Consider the following 15,230-nt stretch of genomic DNA (forward strand, 5'->3'; position numbering starts at 1 on the left):
AGGCATCCCCCACCCATACCCGGGGGGCCACCCCGAGGCCATCGTACCAACCGACACAGACAAAACCCCTGGTCGCGGGGGCCTGTGGACAACTTTCGGTGGCCAGTCCGAGCGAATGGGACTCTCGTGCGCTCGCTAGGGGCCTTGCGTGGCGGGGGCGGCCCCTTCAGCGCCTGCGGTGCCGCCGGATTCGCCGCTCGTGCCGCCGCTGGGTGTGCCGCCTTCCTCGTTGCGCGTGGTTTCCGTGCTGGTGGTCGGCGGGTCAGGCGGGTCGGGCGATTCGGACGGTGGGTAGCTCGGGGTGACCGTGTCCGTCACCTGGCTGGACTCGGACGTGCCGGGGGCAGGGTCCTCTGACGAGTCGGTGCCGGGCTGGGTCGACGGTGCTGGCGTGGGCGGTGAGCCGGCCTGGTCGGACGGGTTGCCGGGCAGCTGCGCGAGAAGCGAGGCGTGCTGGGCCTCGAGGTCGGTCCGGCCGTCGTCCGGCAGGACGGACGGCAGCGTGGCGTGCGCGTCCTCCAGTTTGGACTTGGCTTCGGCGACGTTGCCCTCGGTCAGTGCGGCCTTCGCTTCGCGCAGGTCGGCCTTGACCTCCGCGGCGGCCTCGACCGAGCGGGCGTGGTCGGCGTACAGGACCTTGGTGAGCGCCCACAAGGTGTCGCCGGGATGTGCGTCGCGGGCGGCGAGGCCGACACCGGCGAACGCGATCGCCAGGACGGCGGCCGCGGCGGCGATGGGGACGAGGAGACGCGGCCGGCGCTTGCGCTGCATCCTGGCGGCGTGCACGGTGGCGGTCGCGAGTTTGGGGTCGACGAGTTCGTCGATGGGCTCCGCGTCCACGTCGCGGCGCCAGGTCATGAGGAGGCGGGTCAGCTGGTCGTCGCCGAAATCGCCGAGGTTGTCGAAGTCGCCGAGGTTGTCGAAGTTTTCTAGCGCTGCGTCGCGGCCGTCGAGGTTGGCGTGGCTGAGCATGTCGAGGTACTCGTCGTCGGCATGCACGAGAGCAAGGTCGATGGCCTCGTCCTCGATCTCGGGGAACTCGGCATGATCTCTTCGATCACTCATTTCAGACCACCTCCTCCGCTGACAGAGTCTTCCGCAAGCGGGCGAGCGCCCTGTGCTGGGCCACCCGCACGGCCCCCGGCGTCGAACCGATGGCTTCCGCGGTCTCCTCCGCGGAGAGGCCGACGACCACCCGCAGCAGAACGATGTCCCGCTGCTTGTCCGGCAGCACGTCGAGTAGGTCCTTCATCCGGCGGCTCAGATCCTGCTGCATGGCACGCTGCTCCGGCCCGGCGTCGGTTTCCGGCTCATCCGGTACTTCGGCGACGGGCTCGGAACGGTTACGCCCGGCGGCACGGTGCGCGTCAGCGACCTTGTGCGCGGCGATGCCGTATACGAAAGCCAGGAAGGGTCGTCCCTGGTCGCGGTAGCTGGGCAATGCCGTTAGCACCGCGAGACACACCTCCTGTGCGACGTCGTCCGCAGAAGCAAAGGATCGCTCCTGCCTTCCTACCCGCGCACGGCAGTACCGCACGACGAGGGGCCGGATAGACGCCAGCACCCGGTCAATGGCGCGCGGATCGCCTTCGACGGCAGCGCCTACGGAAGCGTCCAGTCCGTCCCCCAATGTGGTCATCGCAGCGAGCAGCCTCAACGTTACGTGCAGGTACGGTTAGTTGTACGTCACACTCCGCAGGGCGTTTTGCTTTCCCACACGGAGGTGTCACCCACCGTACCGCGCAACACAATCCACCTCGTTTTGCCCGGAAGGTGCGGCCTCAGAGTTCCCCCGCCTGGTCTAACCGCCAGACCCCTGACTGCCTAACGAGTGTCAGTTCCATCCGGCTCTGCTCGGTCCGCGACTCCGGGTTCCTGGTGTTGGTAACGGTCTGGTCAACGAAAACCGCCACCACGGCCTTCGAACTGTCGGCACGCACCACACCCGCCGACCGGACAGTGGCCTTCGCCACCGCGCGGGTCTGCTGGAGCTCTGGCCCCAGCTCCTCGGTCAGCGCTCGAAGCTGTCCGGCGAAACGTGGAGTGGCGTTGGCGGCGACGTGACGGAAGTTACCGCCGAGGTCACGGTAGTCATAGGTGGCGAGATCCTGGGCGAGCATGATCGCGGCCTGGCGCGCATCCTCGGCCGCAAGCGCTTGCGCCTCCAGGGTGTCGACACGTTGCTGCAGGTCGGAGATCCGCAGCCATGCCGTGATCGCGCCAGAAACCACGAACAGGAACACGACGGTAACGACGAGCGTCGAGGTCCGCGCCCATAAGGGCCGCACCGGGTACCCGTCGTCGCCATACAGATCATCGTCAGCGGGCTCATCGAGATCCGCCTCGCTGAGTTCCGGCTCGCGTTCGCCTGGGACACCGCCCCCCAGCTCGCGACCGCCCGGCTCGCGACCACCGCGGTCACCAGCGCCCGACTCATCACCGCCAGACGCGCGGACGGGCAACCCTTCGGAGCTGAAAACGGGCATGGCTAACCCAGCCCGTTTGCCAAGCCCTTCCCCATGCACCTCGGCCCCAGCCCCGGCGGCTCCACCAGCCACCACAGCCTTACCGGCAGCCCCACCAGCTACCGTCCCACCGGAATCCAGCCGCGCCTCAGCGCCCCCGGCCCGGGCACCATCGGCTTCGGCTAGCTCGGCGGGCCTGGCAGACCCATCCCTGTCGCCAGACCCATCCCCGGCTACCTCGGATTCCGTCACACGGCAGAGCCTAGGAGACGAGTCCCCGTCGGAAGCCGTGCGCCACGGCCTGCGCGCGATCGCGAACGCCGAGTTTGCGGAACAGGCGGCGGGCGTGGGTCTTCACCGTGTCCTCGGACAGGTACAGCTCGCGCCCGATCTGCCCGTTGCTCTTGCCCATCGCCATGCCGCGCAGTACCTGCAGCTCGCGGTCGGTGAGCTGGACTCCAGGGTCGGACGGTTGCCGTGGCGCCGGCACCGACGTGCTCGCCAGCGTGTGCGCGAGTGCCGCCACCAGCTCGGGACGGGAGGCGTCCCAGCGGAGGTACCCACGGGCACCGCCCGCGATCGCGGCCGCGATGCTGCTCGCGTCGTCCGGGGCGCCGAACACGATGACGTTCGCCGTCGGGTTCGCCGACACCAGGCGACGGGTGGCCTCGACGCCGGTGGGTACCGCACGTTGCGTGCCGACCAGCACGACGTCGACCGGCGCGCGGGAGAAGCGGGCGAGCAACTCGTCACCGTGCGCTACGCAGTCGATGCGACTCACCCCCGGCACAGCGGACATGACGCGCGTCAGCCCTTCCCGCACGCCGCGGCGGTCGTCGCAAATCAAGACCGTCGTCACGGGGACTCCTTCCTGCAGCCGAGTGACGTACTACTCCCTATCGGACGCTTCGGGGCGAACCTTGACACGATCTGGTGGTAAATCTGCTGACCAGTTCGCCCAGATGTCCGAGCGACCCTGTTCACCCGGTTGGGCCAGCGAGCTCGGGCACCCATGTGGAGCGTTCAGCGAGCTCACGCCCGCGAGGATCAGCTCTCCGTAACACTGTGTGTAAGGCTATGGCGGCATCCTGACTGTGAGTGGATGCCTCGTCCGGGTCTAGTTGTGCCAACAACAGTGAGGCCGGCCAGACCAGCGACAACAGGTGCAGATCCGTAGCGTCGTCCCGCGCGCGGGTGACCAGCTTTCGGGCCATGGCCGGGTCCGAGCTGGTCAACGTCGCGCCCAACACGATCTCGGACTTGATCCGGTGCCGGGTCCCCTGTGCCTCTTCGAGAGCCTGCTCGGCGTGTGGCCGCGCCAGCTCGGCTCGATCAGCGCTCAACTCGATCTCAGCCGAGACCCAACCGGCGCGCACCCGCGCACGCCAGGTCGTCCTCGGCACCCGATCCCGAAGTCGCCGGGCCTCGGTGAGCCGCCCTGCCCCGACGGCGTCGGCCGCGAGGCCGAGGAGCGCGTCGGCCCGTGCCTCGTCACCGGTCGCCGCCACGAGCGCGACGGCGTCGAGCCGGCGAGCGGCCGCGTGCCCGCCGAGCTGGCGGCGGTGGGAGGCGAGGGTGGCGGCGGCGAGCGCGGCGAGGTCGTCACCGGCCCGGTCGACGAGTGCGCGAAGCAGGGTCGCCGCTCGCGCGTAGTGGCCCTGTGCCCCGAGCACGACGGCAGCGAGCCATCGCTCCCTCGGCGCCGGCGGCACCGATGCGATGGCCAGGTCCGGCCGGTCGCCGAATGCGGCGTGCTCGAATGTCGTCACAGGTCCCCCGATGCCTGGTTAGGCCACCAGCCTACCGGCACCCACCGACAGTTTCGGGTTCTTTCAGGACAGTCGTTGTCCGGAAGGGCATGAACGCTGTCCCTCATGATCGCCCCGAAGTCGTTCCGCATCGACATCCCCAGTCCGATCTCGACGACCTGGTCGACCGGCTGGCCAGGACGCGCTGGCCCGACGAGTTCCCCGGGGTCGGCTGGTCGTACGGGGTGAGCCGGGACTACCTGGCCGACCTGGTCGAACAGTGGCGAACCGGCTACGACTGGCGCGAGCACGAGGCCCGGCTCAACGCGGTCGGTCAGTTCACGACGACGATCGACGGTCAACAGGTCCACTTCCTGCACGTTCGCTCGCGGGAGCCCGACGCCACGCCGCTGGTCGTCACGCACGGCTGGCCGAGCACGGTGTACGACTTCCTGGGCATCCTCGGTCCGCTGACCGATCCGCGCGCCCACGGCGGGGACCCGGCGGACGCGTTCCACGTGGTCGCCCCGTCCGTGCCGGGGTTCGCGTTCTCTGGTCCGACCCGGGAGACGGGCTGGGGCGTCGACCGCGTCGCTCGCGCGTGGGCGGTGATGCGCGAGCTGGGGTACGGGCGCTACGGCACGCAGGGCGGCGACTTCGGCAGCCTCGTGTCGACCGAGCTGGGCCGGCTCGCGCCGGAGAACGTGATCGGTGTGCACGTCAACGCGCTGGTCGACGCCTCGACCCCGGTCGAGCCCGATGAGTTGGACGGCTTGTCGGCGACGGGGCGGGAGCAGGCCAAGCGGAACCGGGCGGCGTGGTTCGCCCACTCCGGCTGCGCCATGCAGATGTCCACCCGGCCGCAGACCCTGGCCTACGCGCTCAACGACTCCCCGGCCGGCCAGCTCGCGTGGAACCTGGAGTGGTTCGTGGACTGGGATCCGACCCGAACCGAACAGACCCCCGTCGACCGGGACGCCGTCCTGACCAACGTCACCATCTTCTGGCTGACCGGGACCGCCGGCTCGGCCGCACGTCTCTACCTGGAGGCCGGCTCGTCCTGGCGCCGGCGGCCCACCCGCTCACCGGTGCCGACGGGGGTGGCGAACTTCGTAGGCGACGGGGCGATCCGCGGGCTGGCGGAACTGTCCAACACGGTCACCCACTGGTCCCGCTTCCCCACCGGCGGCCACTTCGCCTCGCTCCAGGCGCCGGACCTGCTGGTAGCGGACATCCGCGAGTTCTTCCGAACCGTGCGCTGAAGAGCCGACGTCCCAGGGGTGCAGGGCTTCTGTCCACAGGCGTCAGTCCGAGCCCCCGGTTTTGTCGGTGGTCGCGCGTAGCGTTGAAACCGGGGGTCCCCCGGTGCATGAATGGTCCATTCGCTCGGGTTCGGCGGGTGAACGTGTCCACGGTTGCCGTTCGCGAGCCTCGAACTGTCGGTGCCCTGCCGTAGCGTGGAACCGGGGGCCGGAGGCCAAGCCGCCCCTGCGGCGCAAGGCTCAGCGCGGCACGCCTACCAGGCCCTCGATCCGGTGCAGCGCGTCTGCCAGGTCGTCCAGTCGGTCCACGCGGTCCGGGAGTTCCGTCGTGAACCACCCCGGGCCGCAGGCGAACAACCGCACCCGCTGCCGTGTCCTGGGCACCTCCTCGAACACCGCCGACCGGGCGTGGCGCGTCAGCTGCGCCCACACGGCCACCGCCGCCGGTCCGGTTCTGCGGACCGCGGCGGCCAGGGCGGACGTCGGCAGCGACGCGCCCAACAGCTGCGTGCCGATGCCCTCCCGCGCCAAAGCCGCGCGCAGCACATAAAGCGGCAGCGAGTGCTGCTCGTCCGGCGCGCAGCACAGCAACACCGGCCGCGGGTTGCGGGGCACGGTCACCAGTGGCGTGGCGCCGACGAACGCCGCCAGTGCGCACTCGTGCACCAGGTGCTCCACCTCGACGCACTCGCCTGACTGTGCCCACCGGCTCGCGAGCGCGGCGAGCACGGGCCGCACCACGTCGTTCCACACTGTCACCACGCCAAGCGTGTCGATGCTGTCGGCGATCAGCTGTTGTGTGGCGACCGCGTCCATGGCCATGGCCGCACGGGACAGGCCCATGACCGACGTCGAACGGGTGCTGAACTCACGCAGCAGCGTCAGACCGCCGTCACGTGGCGCGACGATCTCCGGGACGTGCGGCATCGACGCCCGCAGCGCGTATCCCGCGGCCTCCGCCGGGGTCGCGCCCCGCAGCAACGCCTGCTGCATCAGCTCCAACCGCGCGATGTCGTCCCGGGTGTACCGGCGATGCCGGCCGGTGGTGTGGGCGCGCGGACCGATCCCGTAGCGGCGGTCCCATGTCCGCAGGGTCGCCGGCGCGACCCCCAGTCTGCGGGCGACGGCCGCGACCGGCAGCGTCTCCTCGTCCGGCGCTCCCGTGGTGCCATCGGCCACGGCCGCGACCCGGCCATGATCGCCCACGGACGCCTCCTTTGTCGCCACCCTCCCATCGTCGGGTGATCACGAGGGTCCGGCAACTGGATCGACGAATACGCAGCGTGGAGGGTGTTCACCGATCGGTTGAATTGCCTGGCCAAAGAGTCGATCAGCCTTGAACAAGCTTTGGCGCGGTTCTAGCGTTGTTGCCGCTGCACCGAATGGAGTAGCCGGTCACAAGTGCGAACAGCCGGCGAGGGAGGCGGTCACCATGGCGGACACTCGAAGGCTCCCCGGTCCCAACGCGGACGTGTGGGATTGGCAGCTCGAGGGTTCCTGCCGCGGCATGGACAGTGCGTTCTTTTTCCACCCCGACGGTGAACGCGGCCCGGCCCGTGCCCGGCGCGAGGCCAGAGCCAAGGCGATCTGCCAGACCTGTCCCGTACTGGACATGTGCCGTCGGCACGCGCTCGCGGTGCACGAACCGTACGGGATTTGGGGTGGCCTCTCCGAGGGAGAGCGGGAGGCGATCATCAAGATGGAGAAACGCACGTTGGCCGTGGCCAGGTAGGTCTTCACACGACGAACGCCGCGTCCGGTGACCAGCACCGGGCGCGGCGTTCGTCGTTGGTGAGCGTCAGAAACCCGGGCCGTGGCCGTGGCCATGCCCGTGGCCGTGGCCGTGCCCAGCGGCCTCCGGCGCCTCTTCCTTCTTCTCCACGACCGAGGCCTCGGTGGTGAGCACCATCCGCGCGATGGACGCCGCGTTGGTGACCGCCGAGCGAGTGACCTTGACCGGGTCGACAACACCGTCGGCGATGAGGTCGCCGTAGGTCAGCTTCGCCGCGTTGAGGCCGTGGCCCCACTCGAGCTGGGCGACCTTGGAGACGACGACCGCGCCCTCGAGACCGGCGTTGATCGCGATCCACGCCAGGGGCGCGGACAGTGCCTTCTGCACGAGCCGGACACCGGTGGCCACGTCGCCGGACTGCGACTCGGCGAGCGCGTCGAGCGCCTTGGCCGTGTGGACCAGCGCGGAACCGCCGCCGGGCACAATGCCCTCCTCGACCGCGGCCTTGGTCGCGGCGACCGCGTCCTCGATGCGGTGCTTGCGCTCGGCCAGCTCGGTCTCGGTGGCGGCGCCGACCTTGATCACCGCGACGCCGCCGGACAGCTTCGCCAGCCGCTCCTGCAGCTTCTCGCGGTCCCAGTCGGAGTCGGTGGCCTCGATCTCGCGGCGGATCTGCTCCGCGCGACCGGCCACGGCGTCCTTGCTGCCGCCACCCTCGATGAGCGTGGTCTCGTCCTTGGTGACGACCACGCGCCGGGCGGTGCCCAGCACGTCGATGTCGACCTCGGACAGCTTCATGCCCACATCGGAGGAGATGACGGTGCCGCCGGTGACGGCCGCGAGGTCGTCGAGGAACGCCTTGCGGCGGTCACCGAAGTACGGCGCCTTGACGGCGACCGCGCGGATCGTCTTGCGGACCGAGTTGACCACGAGCGTGGACAGGGCCTCGCCGTCGACGTCCTCGGCGATGATCACCACGGGCTTGCCGGCCTGGGCGATCTTCTCGAGGATCGGGAGGAGGTCGTTGAGGGAGGAGATCTTCTCCCGGTACAGGAGGACGTACGTGTCCTCGAGCACCGCCTCCTGGGCCTCGGGGTCGGTCACGAAGTACGCCGACACGAAGCCCTTGTCGAACTGCACACCCTCGGTGATGACGAGCTCGGTGGCCAGCGTGGAGGACTCCTCCACGGTGATCACACCGTCCTCGCCGACCTTCTCGATGGCCTCACCGAGCAGCGCGCCGATCGACGCGTCGCGGGAGGCGACGGTGCCGACCTGGGCGATGTTGTCGCGGCCCTTGACCGGCGTGGCCTTGGCCTTCAGCGCGTCGACGACCGCGTCGGCGGCGAGCTGGATGCCCTGACCGAGGGCCATCGGGTTGGCGCCGGCGGCGACGTTGCGCATGCCGACCTTGACCATCGCCTGTGCAAGCACCGTGGCGGTGGTCGTGCCGTCACCGGCGACGTCGTTGGTCTTGGTGGCGACGTTCTTGGCGAACTGGGCGCCGAGGTTCTCGAACGGGTCGTCCAGCTCGATCTCGCGAGCGATGGTGACACCGTCGTTCGTGACGGTCGGGCCGCCGAACTTCTTCGCGAGCACGACGTGGCGCCCACGCGGGCCGAGGGACACCTTGACCGCGTCAGCGAGCTTGTTCACCCCACGCTCGAGCGCACGACGAGCGTCCTCGTCGTAGCTGATCTGCTTGGGCATGTCCTACCTTTCTTGGCACGCACAACGCCCCGGCTGCCCCGTTGCGGGGTGCCGGGGCGTTGTGGTGGTTGCTAAACGCCAGGCGTCAGTTGACGACAGCCAGCACGTCGCGGGCGGAGAGGATCAGGTAGTCCTCGCCGTTGTACTTGACCTCGGTGCCGCCGTACTTGGAGTAGATGACGACGTCACCGACCGCCACGTCCAGCGGGACGCGGTTGCCGTTGTCGTCGATCCGGCCCGGGCCAACGGCCAGAACCTTGCCTTCCTGGGGCTTCTCCTTGGCGGTGTCCGGGATCACGAGACCCGATGCCGTCGTGGCCTCGGCCTCGCTCGCCTGGACAACGATCTTGTCCTCGAGCGGCTTGATGTTCACGCTCACCGCGATGACCTCCACGGGTCTTTCGAAAAGCGTTGGCAGTTACCATTTTTTGCGGCTCCTGCCACCCCGCCGTCGCGGGTGCCGGGGCGGTGTCGGCGCCGTACGGTTGGCACTCTACCCAGGCGACTGCTAAGCGTGCAACGAGGGTCTCCTGCCATCCCTCAAACGATCATGGACCCGTGGGGTCATCCACGGACGGCGAGGTCGAGGTTTCTTCGTCAGGCGCGCGCGAAGCGAACTGCTCGCCGGGCCATATCTGCGAGACAACGACAGATCCGATGGACGCGAGAACGTCAGCGGACTCCGGCTCCGTCGTAGCTGGCGTCGAACTCGACACGCTGACGGACGGCGGGTTGGTCGACGGCAGGTTTTCCGACGACGGCGAACCCTGCGACGTGGTCGGCGCTACATCCGGGGTGTCGTTCGCGGGCGCGGACGAGCTCAGCTCCGGTGTCGAGGCGACAGTCGGGTCAGCGGTAGCCGGTGGAGACTGCACAGAACGCCCGGGCTTGACCGCGGTCTCACCCCCAACGGTCGGTGCCGGCGGTGTCGTCTCCGACAAAGGGACAATCGGAGACTCATCTCCCGGTGCGATATCCGTCGGCGGCGGAGTCATGATCAACGTTATCAACGTGATCAATGCGGTTACAGTGCCCAGCGCCGCGGTCGCGAGTGCATATCGTTGAGCACCTTTCCTTTCTCCCGCAGGCGCGACATTGCCGACTTCCTTTGCGGCGCCAGACATCTCGGCGGGATCATCCTCGTCATCACCGCCCCGTAAATGCCTCGCCACGACACTCCTTTCACGACGCATACGGCAGTTTGGTGACGGGACGGTACTCGACCCCGGCTGCGGCAATTCGGATCGGGGTGGGCGAAGATCGACGCAGATTCGCTACCCATTGTGATCAGAGATCGGTTCTTACCCGCCATCAAACACGTTAGAGCTAAAAACAGGGGACCTTTCACGTTGACGATGGCGGATTTACGCCTCACAGTCACGCCGAACACTCGATCTGGTGGCTTTCCGGACGGACCTGCTGCGTTTGGAGTTGCGGCCACATCCGGTTGTTCACCGGCGTGTCGGCAATGGTTCATCGGGCACGGGTGGTAGTTGGCGTCACCGGAATGTGTGGTTTGAGAGTCACCCGATAAGGGAGGTTCTCTTGCCTTCGTCCGTTACCCGTCGCTCTGTTCTGCTTGGTGGGGCTGCCGCGCTCGGTGGGGTTGCCGCCTCGGTCGCGCTTCCTGCTTCTGCCACTGCTTCCGGTGCTGGACACCAGGCTCTGCCCTCGACCCCCTTCACGCTCGGGGTCGCTTCCGGGGATCCGTGGAGTGACTCCGTTGTGTTGTGGACCCGGTTGGCGCTCGACCCGTTGGCTGACACTGGACTGGGTGGCATGCCTGACCATCGGTTGCCCGTTCAGTGGCAGGTCGCCAAGGACGACAGGTTCCGGCACGTGGTGCGGGCCGGCGTCGCCTTCGCTGACCCGGCCGCCGCGCACTCCGTCCACGTCGAGGTCGGCGGGTTGCGGCCCGGGCGGGAGTACTACTACCGGTTTCGCGTGCAGGGGTACATGTCACCCACCGGGCGCACTCTGACCACACCGGCCAGGGGCACGATGCCGGATCTCACCATGTGTTTTGCTTCCTGCTCGCACTTCGGGGAAGGGTTCTTCACCGCGTACCGGCGGCTGGCGGAGGACCGGCCCGATCTTGTCCTCCACCTGGGTGATTACCAGTACGAGTACGCCACCAAGGCCGCCGACATCCGGGTCGTCCAGGGGCCCGAGACCCGCACCCTCGCGAACTACCGCCAGCGCCACGCCCAGTACAAGACCGACCCCGACCTCCAGCTGGCGCACGCCACGGCACCCTGGCTCGCCGTCTGGGACGACCACGAGACCGAGAACAACTGGGCCGACGAGGTGCCCGAGCAGCCCGACCCCGCCTTCCTCGACCGGCGGGCCGCCGCCTTCCAGGCCTACTACGAGAACATGCCGCTGCGCCGCTCCGCCAAACCACAGGGCATCGACATGCGGTTGTACCGGCGTTTCGCCTGGGGCGACCTCGCCACGTTCCACATGCTCGACACCCGCCAGTACCGGGACGACCAGGCCTGCGGGGACGGCACGAAGATCGACTGTGCGGAACGGCTCAACCCGAACCGGACGATCACCGGGGTCGAGCAGGAACGGTGGCTCATGGACGGTCTGCGCAGGTCCCGGACGAGGTGGGACGTGCTCGGCCAGCAGGTGTTCTTCGCCCAGCGGGATCTCACCGCCGGGCCACAGCAGGGGTTCTCCATGGACGCCTGGGACGGCTACCACGCCAGCCGGGAGCGGGTCGCCGCCGCGCTCGGGCAGGTGCGCAACGGGGTCGTGCTCACCGGTGACGTGCACCGGCACTGGGCCGCCGAGATCCAGACCAACGAACAGACGGTGGGGGTCGAACTCGTCGCCACCTCCGTCACCAGCGGTGGGGACGGGGACGAGAGCACCAACGCCACGGTGCTCGCCGAGAACCCGCACATCAAGTTCTTCAAGAACCGCCGCGGGTACGTGCGGACGACGTTCACCGCCGGGGAGCTGCGGTCGGACTTCCGCGTCCTGCCCTTCGTCCGCACGCCTGACGCGCCGGTTTCGACCGCGGCCAGCTTTGTCACCGTGGATCGGGAACCGGCACTGCACACGACGTGAATTAGTCACTGACTAGGCCAGCCGGCCGGTATTGACCGACGGAGCGGGCGGCAGCAGACTGCTGTTGTCGCCCGTCCTGGAGGTCTCTTCATGCCGAGATCGATCCTCGTCACCACCATTGCCGCGGCTGTCGTGGCCGGGCTCAGTTCCGGTGTGTCGGCCGCCGAGCCGGAGCAACAGAGTCGGCAGGAGGCCTTCGCGGCCGCCGCCGACGAGTTCGGGGTGCCGGAAAGCGTGTTGCTCGGGGTGTCCTATTTGGAGTCCCGGTGGGACTTCAACGCCGGGACGCCCAGCACCAGCGCGGGTTACGGTCCGATGCACCTCACCGACATCGAGGCCGCCGGCGGGGGCACCCACCACGACGACGGCACCGAGGACCCGCGTGGGGACTCCGCTCGGCCAACGCTCCTCCCCAAGGCCCACGAGACCGACGTCTCCGCGCCGCCGCCTGACACCATCGACGACGCCGCCCGGCTGACCGGGGTCGACGCCGCCACCCTGCGGGTCGATCCGGCGCAGAACATCCGGGGTGGGGCCGCGTTGCTGGCCAGCTACCAGCGGGACCTGGGAATAGCCAGCAACTCTCCGGCGGAGTGGTACGGGGCCGTCGCCCGGTACAGCGGGGCCACGGACACCGGTGCGGCCAGCGCCTTCGCCGACGAGGTGTTCACCACGATCCGCGACGGGATCGAGCGGGTCACCGACGACGGGCAGCGGGTGCGGCTGCCGGCCACCCCCGTGTCGCCGAACACCACCCAGGTCACCCGGTTGGGGCTCCGGGTTACCCAGACGGGTGAGGCGGAGTGCCCGCGCGGGTTGGGATGCGAGTGGATCCCCGCGCCGTACGAGGAGTTCGGCAACAACGACTACGGCAACCACGACCTGGGGAACCGGCCCGAGGCACAGAAGATCAACTACATCATCATCCACGACACCGAGGGCTACTACGAACCCACGCTGGACCTGGTGCAGGACCCGACCTACGTGAGCTGGCAGTACACGCTGCGGTCGAGCGACGGCCACATCGCCCAGCACGTCAAGGCCAAGGACGTCGCGTGGCAGGCCGGCAACTGGTACGTCAACTCGAAGTCGATCGGCCTCGAGCACGAGGGTTTCGCGGCGAAGGGCACCTGGTACACCGAGGCGATGTACCGGTCGTCGGCCAAGCTCGTGCGGTACCTGGCCGCCAAGTACCGGATCCCGCTGGACCGCCAGCACATCCTCGGCCACGACAACGTGCCGGGCACGACCCCTGCCACCGTGCGCGGCATGCACTGGGACCCGGGCCCGTACTGGGACTGGTCGCACTACTTCGACCTGCTGCGGTCGCCGTTCTTCTCGACGGGCACCGCCAGGACGGGTCTGGTGACCGTCAAGCCGAGGTTCGAGACGAACACGGTGCCGTTCACCGGGTGCGACAAGATCGGCTCCGGCAACCCGTGCCCCGTGCGGGGAGCCGGCAGCGTGGTGCTGCGGACCGAGCCCCGTGACGACGCGCCCCAACTGAAGGACATCGGCCTGCGGCCGGACGGCACACCCGGCACGATGGACGTCGCCGACCACTCCTCGCGGGCCGAGACCGGTCAGACCTTCGCGATCGCCGAGCGGCGCGGATCATGGGTGGCCGTCTGGTACCTGGGGCAGAAGGGCTGGTTCCACGCCAACGACGGGGTCTGGTCCATCGGCTTCGTGATCACGCCGAAGAAGGGCCGCGACAGCATCCCCGTCTACGGGCGGGCCTACCCGGAGGCCGCCGCCTACCCCACCGGAATTCCCGCCCAGACGGTGGTTCCCCTGCAGTACTCCCTGCCGGCCGGGCAGGAGTACGCCGCCGGGCTGATCACGCCGTCCGAGTACTACTGGGCCGTCACCTACGACACGACCAACCACACTGTGGTGCGTGGCGAGACGAAGTACGTGCAGATCCAGTTCGGACACCGGATCGCGTTCGTCAACGTGGACGACGTCGACGTGCGGCCTTCGTTCCTGTAGCGACAGTCGGCGGCGGGGGCGCGTGCCCTCGCCGCCGTGTCAGCTTCCCGGCGGCAGGTCCGCCAGCGTCACCGGCACCTCGAACGGCGGGCGGCTCGTCCCCGTGACCCGATAGCGGCCCCATGTGTCGGGATCGGACAGTGTGCCCGCGGCCGAACCGAACGGGGTGCGCAGAACCACCGAGGGCTTGCGTCCGTCGACCGACAGGCCGGGGTTCGCCTGGATTCGGCCGTACCAGTGGTAGCGGCCGTCGACCGGCTCGAAGTTGCCCCGCAGCACGACCTCGACCGTCAGCGACGTGCCGTCGACGATGAGGGTCGCTTCACCGGTGTAACCGTCTTCCATACCGGTTCATGTTACCGGAAGTAACAGGTTTTGCAGAGCCTCGCGCAGCGCGGGGTGACCGAACTGGAAACCGCTGCTCAGGAGGCGATTCGGCAGGACTCTCGTGCTGACCAGCAGCACCTCGTCCGCGAGACCCGCGCCGAAGAACCGGCGAAGAAGCCGCGGCGGCAGCGCCACCAACCGGGGCCGGTGGAGCACCGACGCCAGCGTGTTCGCGTACTCCCGGTTGGTCACCGGGTTCGGCGCGACCACGTTCACCGGCCCGGACAACGTCGAGTCCAGCACGTGCGTGACCGCCCGCACCGCGTCGGACAGGGCGATCCAGCTCACCCACTGGGTGCCGTTCCCCGCCCGCAGCCCGAAACCGCGCCGGAACATCGGCAGCAGGACGGACAGCGCGCCGCCTTCCGTGGAGTGCAGGATGCCGAACCGCAACTGCGCCACCCGCAACCCGGCCGACACCGCGGGCTCGGCGGCCGCCTCCGTGTCGCGGTACACCGACGCCAGAAAGCCTTCGCCCACCGGGCTTTCCTCGGTCAGCTCGGCGGCGCCGCGGTCGCCGTAGAACCCGGTCGCCGACGCACACAGCAGCGACTGCGGTCCGTCGGACATGCTGGCCAGCGCGGACGCGAGCAACCGGGTGCCGGACACCCGCGACTCGCGGATGGCTTCCCGCTGGTGGGGCGTCCACCGGCCGACCAGCGGCTCCCCGACGAGATGCACCACCGACTCGACGCCACGCAGCCGTTCGGTGTCCACCTCGGGGAACCAGAGCGCCTCGTCCTGCCCCTCCGGCCGCCTGCGCACCAGCCTCAGCACGTCGTGCCCGTCCGCCAGCAGTTGGCGCACCAGCGCGCGACCCAACAGCCCGCTGGTTCCGGTGACGGCGACCTTCACC

At 69.0% G+C, this 15,230-nt stretch carries 15 protein-coding genes; 5 read left to right on the forward strand and 10 right to left on the reverse strand.

The window, feature by feature from the left end:
- Window positions 1-135 precede the first annotated feature (135 nt).
- From VF106_RS32535 to VF106_RS32555, 5 genes are all read right to left on the reverse strand, one after another.
- Window positions 136-1,065, reverse strand: a complete 930-nt coding sequence (locus VF106_RS32535; RefSeq protein ID WP_330843730.1) for a hypothetical protein — start codon at window positions 1,063-1,065, stop codon at window positions 136-138.
- A gap of 1 nt (window position 1,066) precedes the next feature.
- Complete coding sequence (locus tag VF106_RS32540) at window positions 1,067-1,639, reverse strand: sigma-70 family RNA polymerase sigma factor (RefSeq protein WP_330843731.1); 573 nt, start codon at window positions 1,637-1,639, stop codon at window positions 1,067-1,069.
- A gap of 142 nt (window positions 1,640-1,781) precedes the next feature.
- Window positions 1,782-2,486 (reverse strand): hypothetical protein, encoded by a 705-nt coding sequence (locus tag VF106_RS32545; protein WP_330843732.1) that lies wholly within the window; start codon window positions 2,484-2,486, stop codon window positions 1,782-1,784.
- Window positions 2,487-2,727: 241 nt separating this feature from the next.
- Complete coding sequence (locus tag VF106_RS32550; protein WP_133907713.1) at window positions 2,728-3,324, reverse strand: response regulator transcription factor; 597 nt, start codon at window positions 3,322-3,324, stop codon at window positions 2,728-2,730.
- Window positions 3,325-3,445: 121 nt separating this feature from the next.
- Window positions 3,446-4,234, reverse strand: coding sequence for a hypothetical protein (locus VF106_RS32555; protein WP_330843733.1), 789 nt, complete (start codon window positions 4,232-4,234; stop codon window positions 3,446-3,448).
- Window positions 4,235-4,323: 89 nt separating this feature from the next.
- On the opposite strand from VF106_RS32555, the gene VF106_RS32560 reads away from it, so the two are divergent.
- Window positions 4,324-5,475, forward strand: coding sequence for an epoxide hydrolase family protein (locus tag VF106_RS32560; RefSeq protein ID WP_330843734.1), 1,152 nt, complete (start codon window positions 4,324-4,326; stop codon window positions 5,473-5,475).
- A 240-nt stretch (window positions 5,476-5,715) separates the two neighbouring features.
- Here the strand turns inward: VF106_RS32560 and VF106_RS32565 are convergent, their stop codons facing one another.
- Window positions 5,716-6,681, reverse strand: coding sequence for a MerR family transcriptional regulator (locus tag VF106_RS32565; protein WP_330843735.1), 966 nt, complete (start codon window positions 6,679-6,681; stop codon window positions 5,716-5,718).
- A 226-nt stretch (window positions 6,682-6,907) separates the two neighbouring features.
- Between VF106_RS32565 and VF106_RS32570 the strand changes: the two genes are divergently transcribed.
- Window positions 6,908-7,207, forward strand: a complete 300-nt coding sequence (locus VF106_RS32570; protein WP_330843736.1) for a WhiB family transcriptional regulator — start codon at window positions 6,908-6,910, stop codon at window positions 7,205-7,207.
- Window positions 7,208-7,273: 66 nt separating this feature from the next.
- On the opposite strand, the gene groL is transcribed toward VF106_RS32570, so the two are convergent.
- A complete protein-coding gene (groL, locus tag VF106_RS32575; protein WP_330843737.1) occupies window positions 7,274-8,917 on the reverse strand; it encodes a chaperonin GroEL in 1,644 nt (547 codons plus the stop codon).
- A gap of 85 nt (window positions 8,918-9,002) precedes the next feature.
- Entirely contained in the window at window positions 9,003-9,296 is a 294-nt protein-coding gene (groES, locus tag VF106_RS32580; RefSeq protein ID WP_184816151.1) for a co-chaperone GroES, read from the reverse strand.
- Window positions 9,297-9,475: 179 nt separating this feature from the next.
- Here groES and VF106_RS32585 point away from each other — a divergent pair, with 179 nt between their 5' ends.
- The 3 genes from VF106_RS32585 (at window position 9,476) to VF106_RS32595 (ending at window position 13,987) form a co-directional block, all read left to right on the forward strand.
- Window positions 9,476-9,982 (forward strand): hypothetical protein, encoded by a 507-nt coding sequence (locus tag VF106_RS32585; RefSeq protein WP_330843738.1) that lies wholly within the window; start codon window positions 9,476-9,478, stop codon window positions 9,980-9,982.
- A 444-nt stretch (window positions 9,983-10,426) separates the two neighbouring features.
- The gene (locus VF106_RS32590; protein ID WP_330843739.1) at window positions 10,427-11,995 is read left to right on the forward strand and encodes an alkaline phosphatase D family protein; all 1,569 of its coding nucleotides are present in this window, start codon (window positions 10,427-10,429) and stop codon (window positions 11,993-11,995) included.
- Between the two features lie 90 nt (window positions 11,996-12,085).
- Entirely contained in the window at window positions 12,086-13,987 is a 1,902-nt protein-coding gene (locus VF106_RS32595; RefSeq protein WP_330843740.1) for an N-acetylmuramoyl-L-alanine amidase, read from the forward strand.
- Between the two features lie 39 nt (window positions 13,988-14,026).
- On the opposite strand, the gene VF106_RS32600 is transcribed toward VF106_RS32595, so the two are convergent.
- Complete coding sequence (locus tag VF106_RS32600) at window positions 14,027-14,332, reverse strand: DUF4873 domain-containing protein (protein ID WP_330843741.1); 306 nt, start codon at window positions 14,330-14,332, stop codon at window positions 14,027-14,029.
- Window positions 14,333-14,338: 6 nt separating this feature from the next.
- A complete protein-coding gene (locus VF106_RS32605) occupies window positions 14,339-15,229 on the reverse strand; it encodes a TIGR01777 family oxidoreductase (RefSeq protein WP_330843742.1) in 891 nt (296 codons plus the stop codon).
- Window position 15,230 lies beyond the last annotated feature (1 nt).

It is taken from the genome of Actinophytocola sp. (assembly GCF_036378875.1).
Classification (GTDB): domain Bacteria; phylum Actinomycetota; class Actinomycetes; order Mycobacteriales; family Pseudonocardiaceae; genus Actinophytocola.

What these genes read in the sequence shown, in the direction of transcription:
- VF106_RS32535 (WP_330843730.1), bottom strand. Translation starts at nt 1,065, where the DNA reads ATGAGTGATCGAAGAGATCATGCCGAGTTCCCCGAGATCGAGGACGAG.
- VF106_RS32540 (WP_330843731.1), bottom strand. Translation starts at nt 1,639, where the DNA reads ATGACCACATTGGGGGACGGACTGGACGCTTCCGTAGGCGCTGCCGTC.
- VF106_RS32545 (WP_330843732.1), bottom strand. Translation starts at nt 2,486, where the DNA reads ATGCCCGTTTTCAGCTCCGAAGGGTTGCCCGTCCGCGCGTCTGGCGGT.
- VF106_RS32560 (WP_330843734.1), top strand. Translation starts at nt 4,324, where the DNA reads ATGAACGCTGTCCCTCATGATCGCCCCGAAGTCGTTCCGCATCGACAT.
- VF106_RS32570 (WP_330843736.1), top strand. Translation starts at nt 6,908, where the DNA reads ATGGCGGACACTCGAAGGCTCCCCGGTCCCAACGCGGACGTGTGGGAT.
- groL (WP_330843737.1), bottom strand. Translation starts at nt 8,917, where the DNA reads ATGCCCAAGCAGATCAGCTACGACGAGGACGCTCGTCGTGCGCTCGAG.
- VF106_RS32595 (WP_330843740.1), top strand. Translation starts at nt 12,086, where the DNA reads ATGCCGAGATCGATCCTCGTCACCACCATTGCCGCGGCTGTCGTGGCC.
- VF106_RS32600 (WP_330843741.1), bottom strand. Translation starts at nt 14,332, where the DNA reads ATGGAAGACGGTTACACCGGTGAAGCGACCCTCATCGTCGACGGCACG.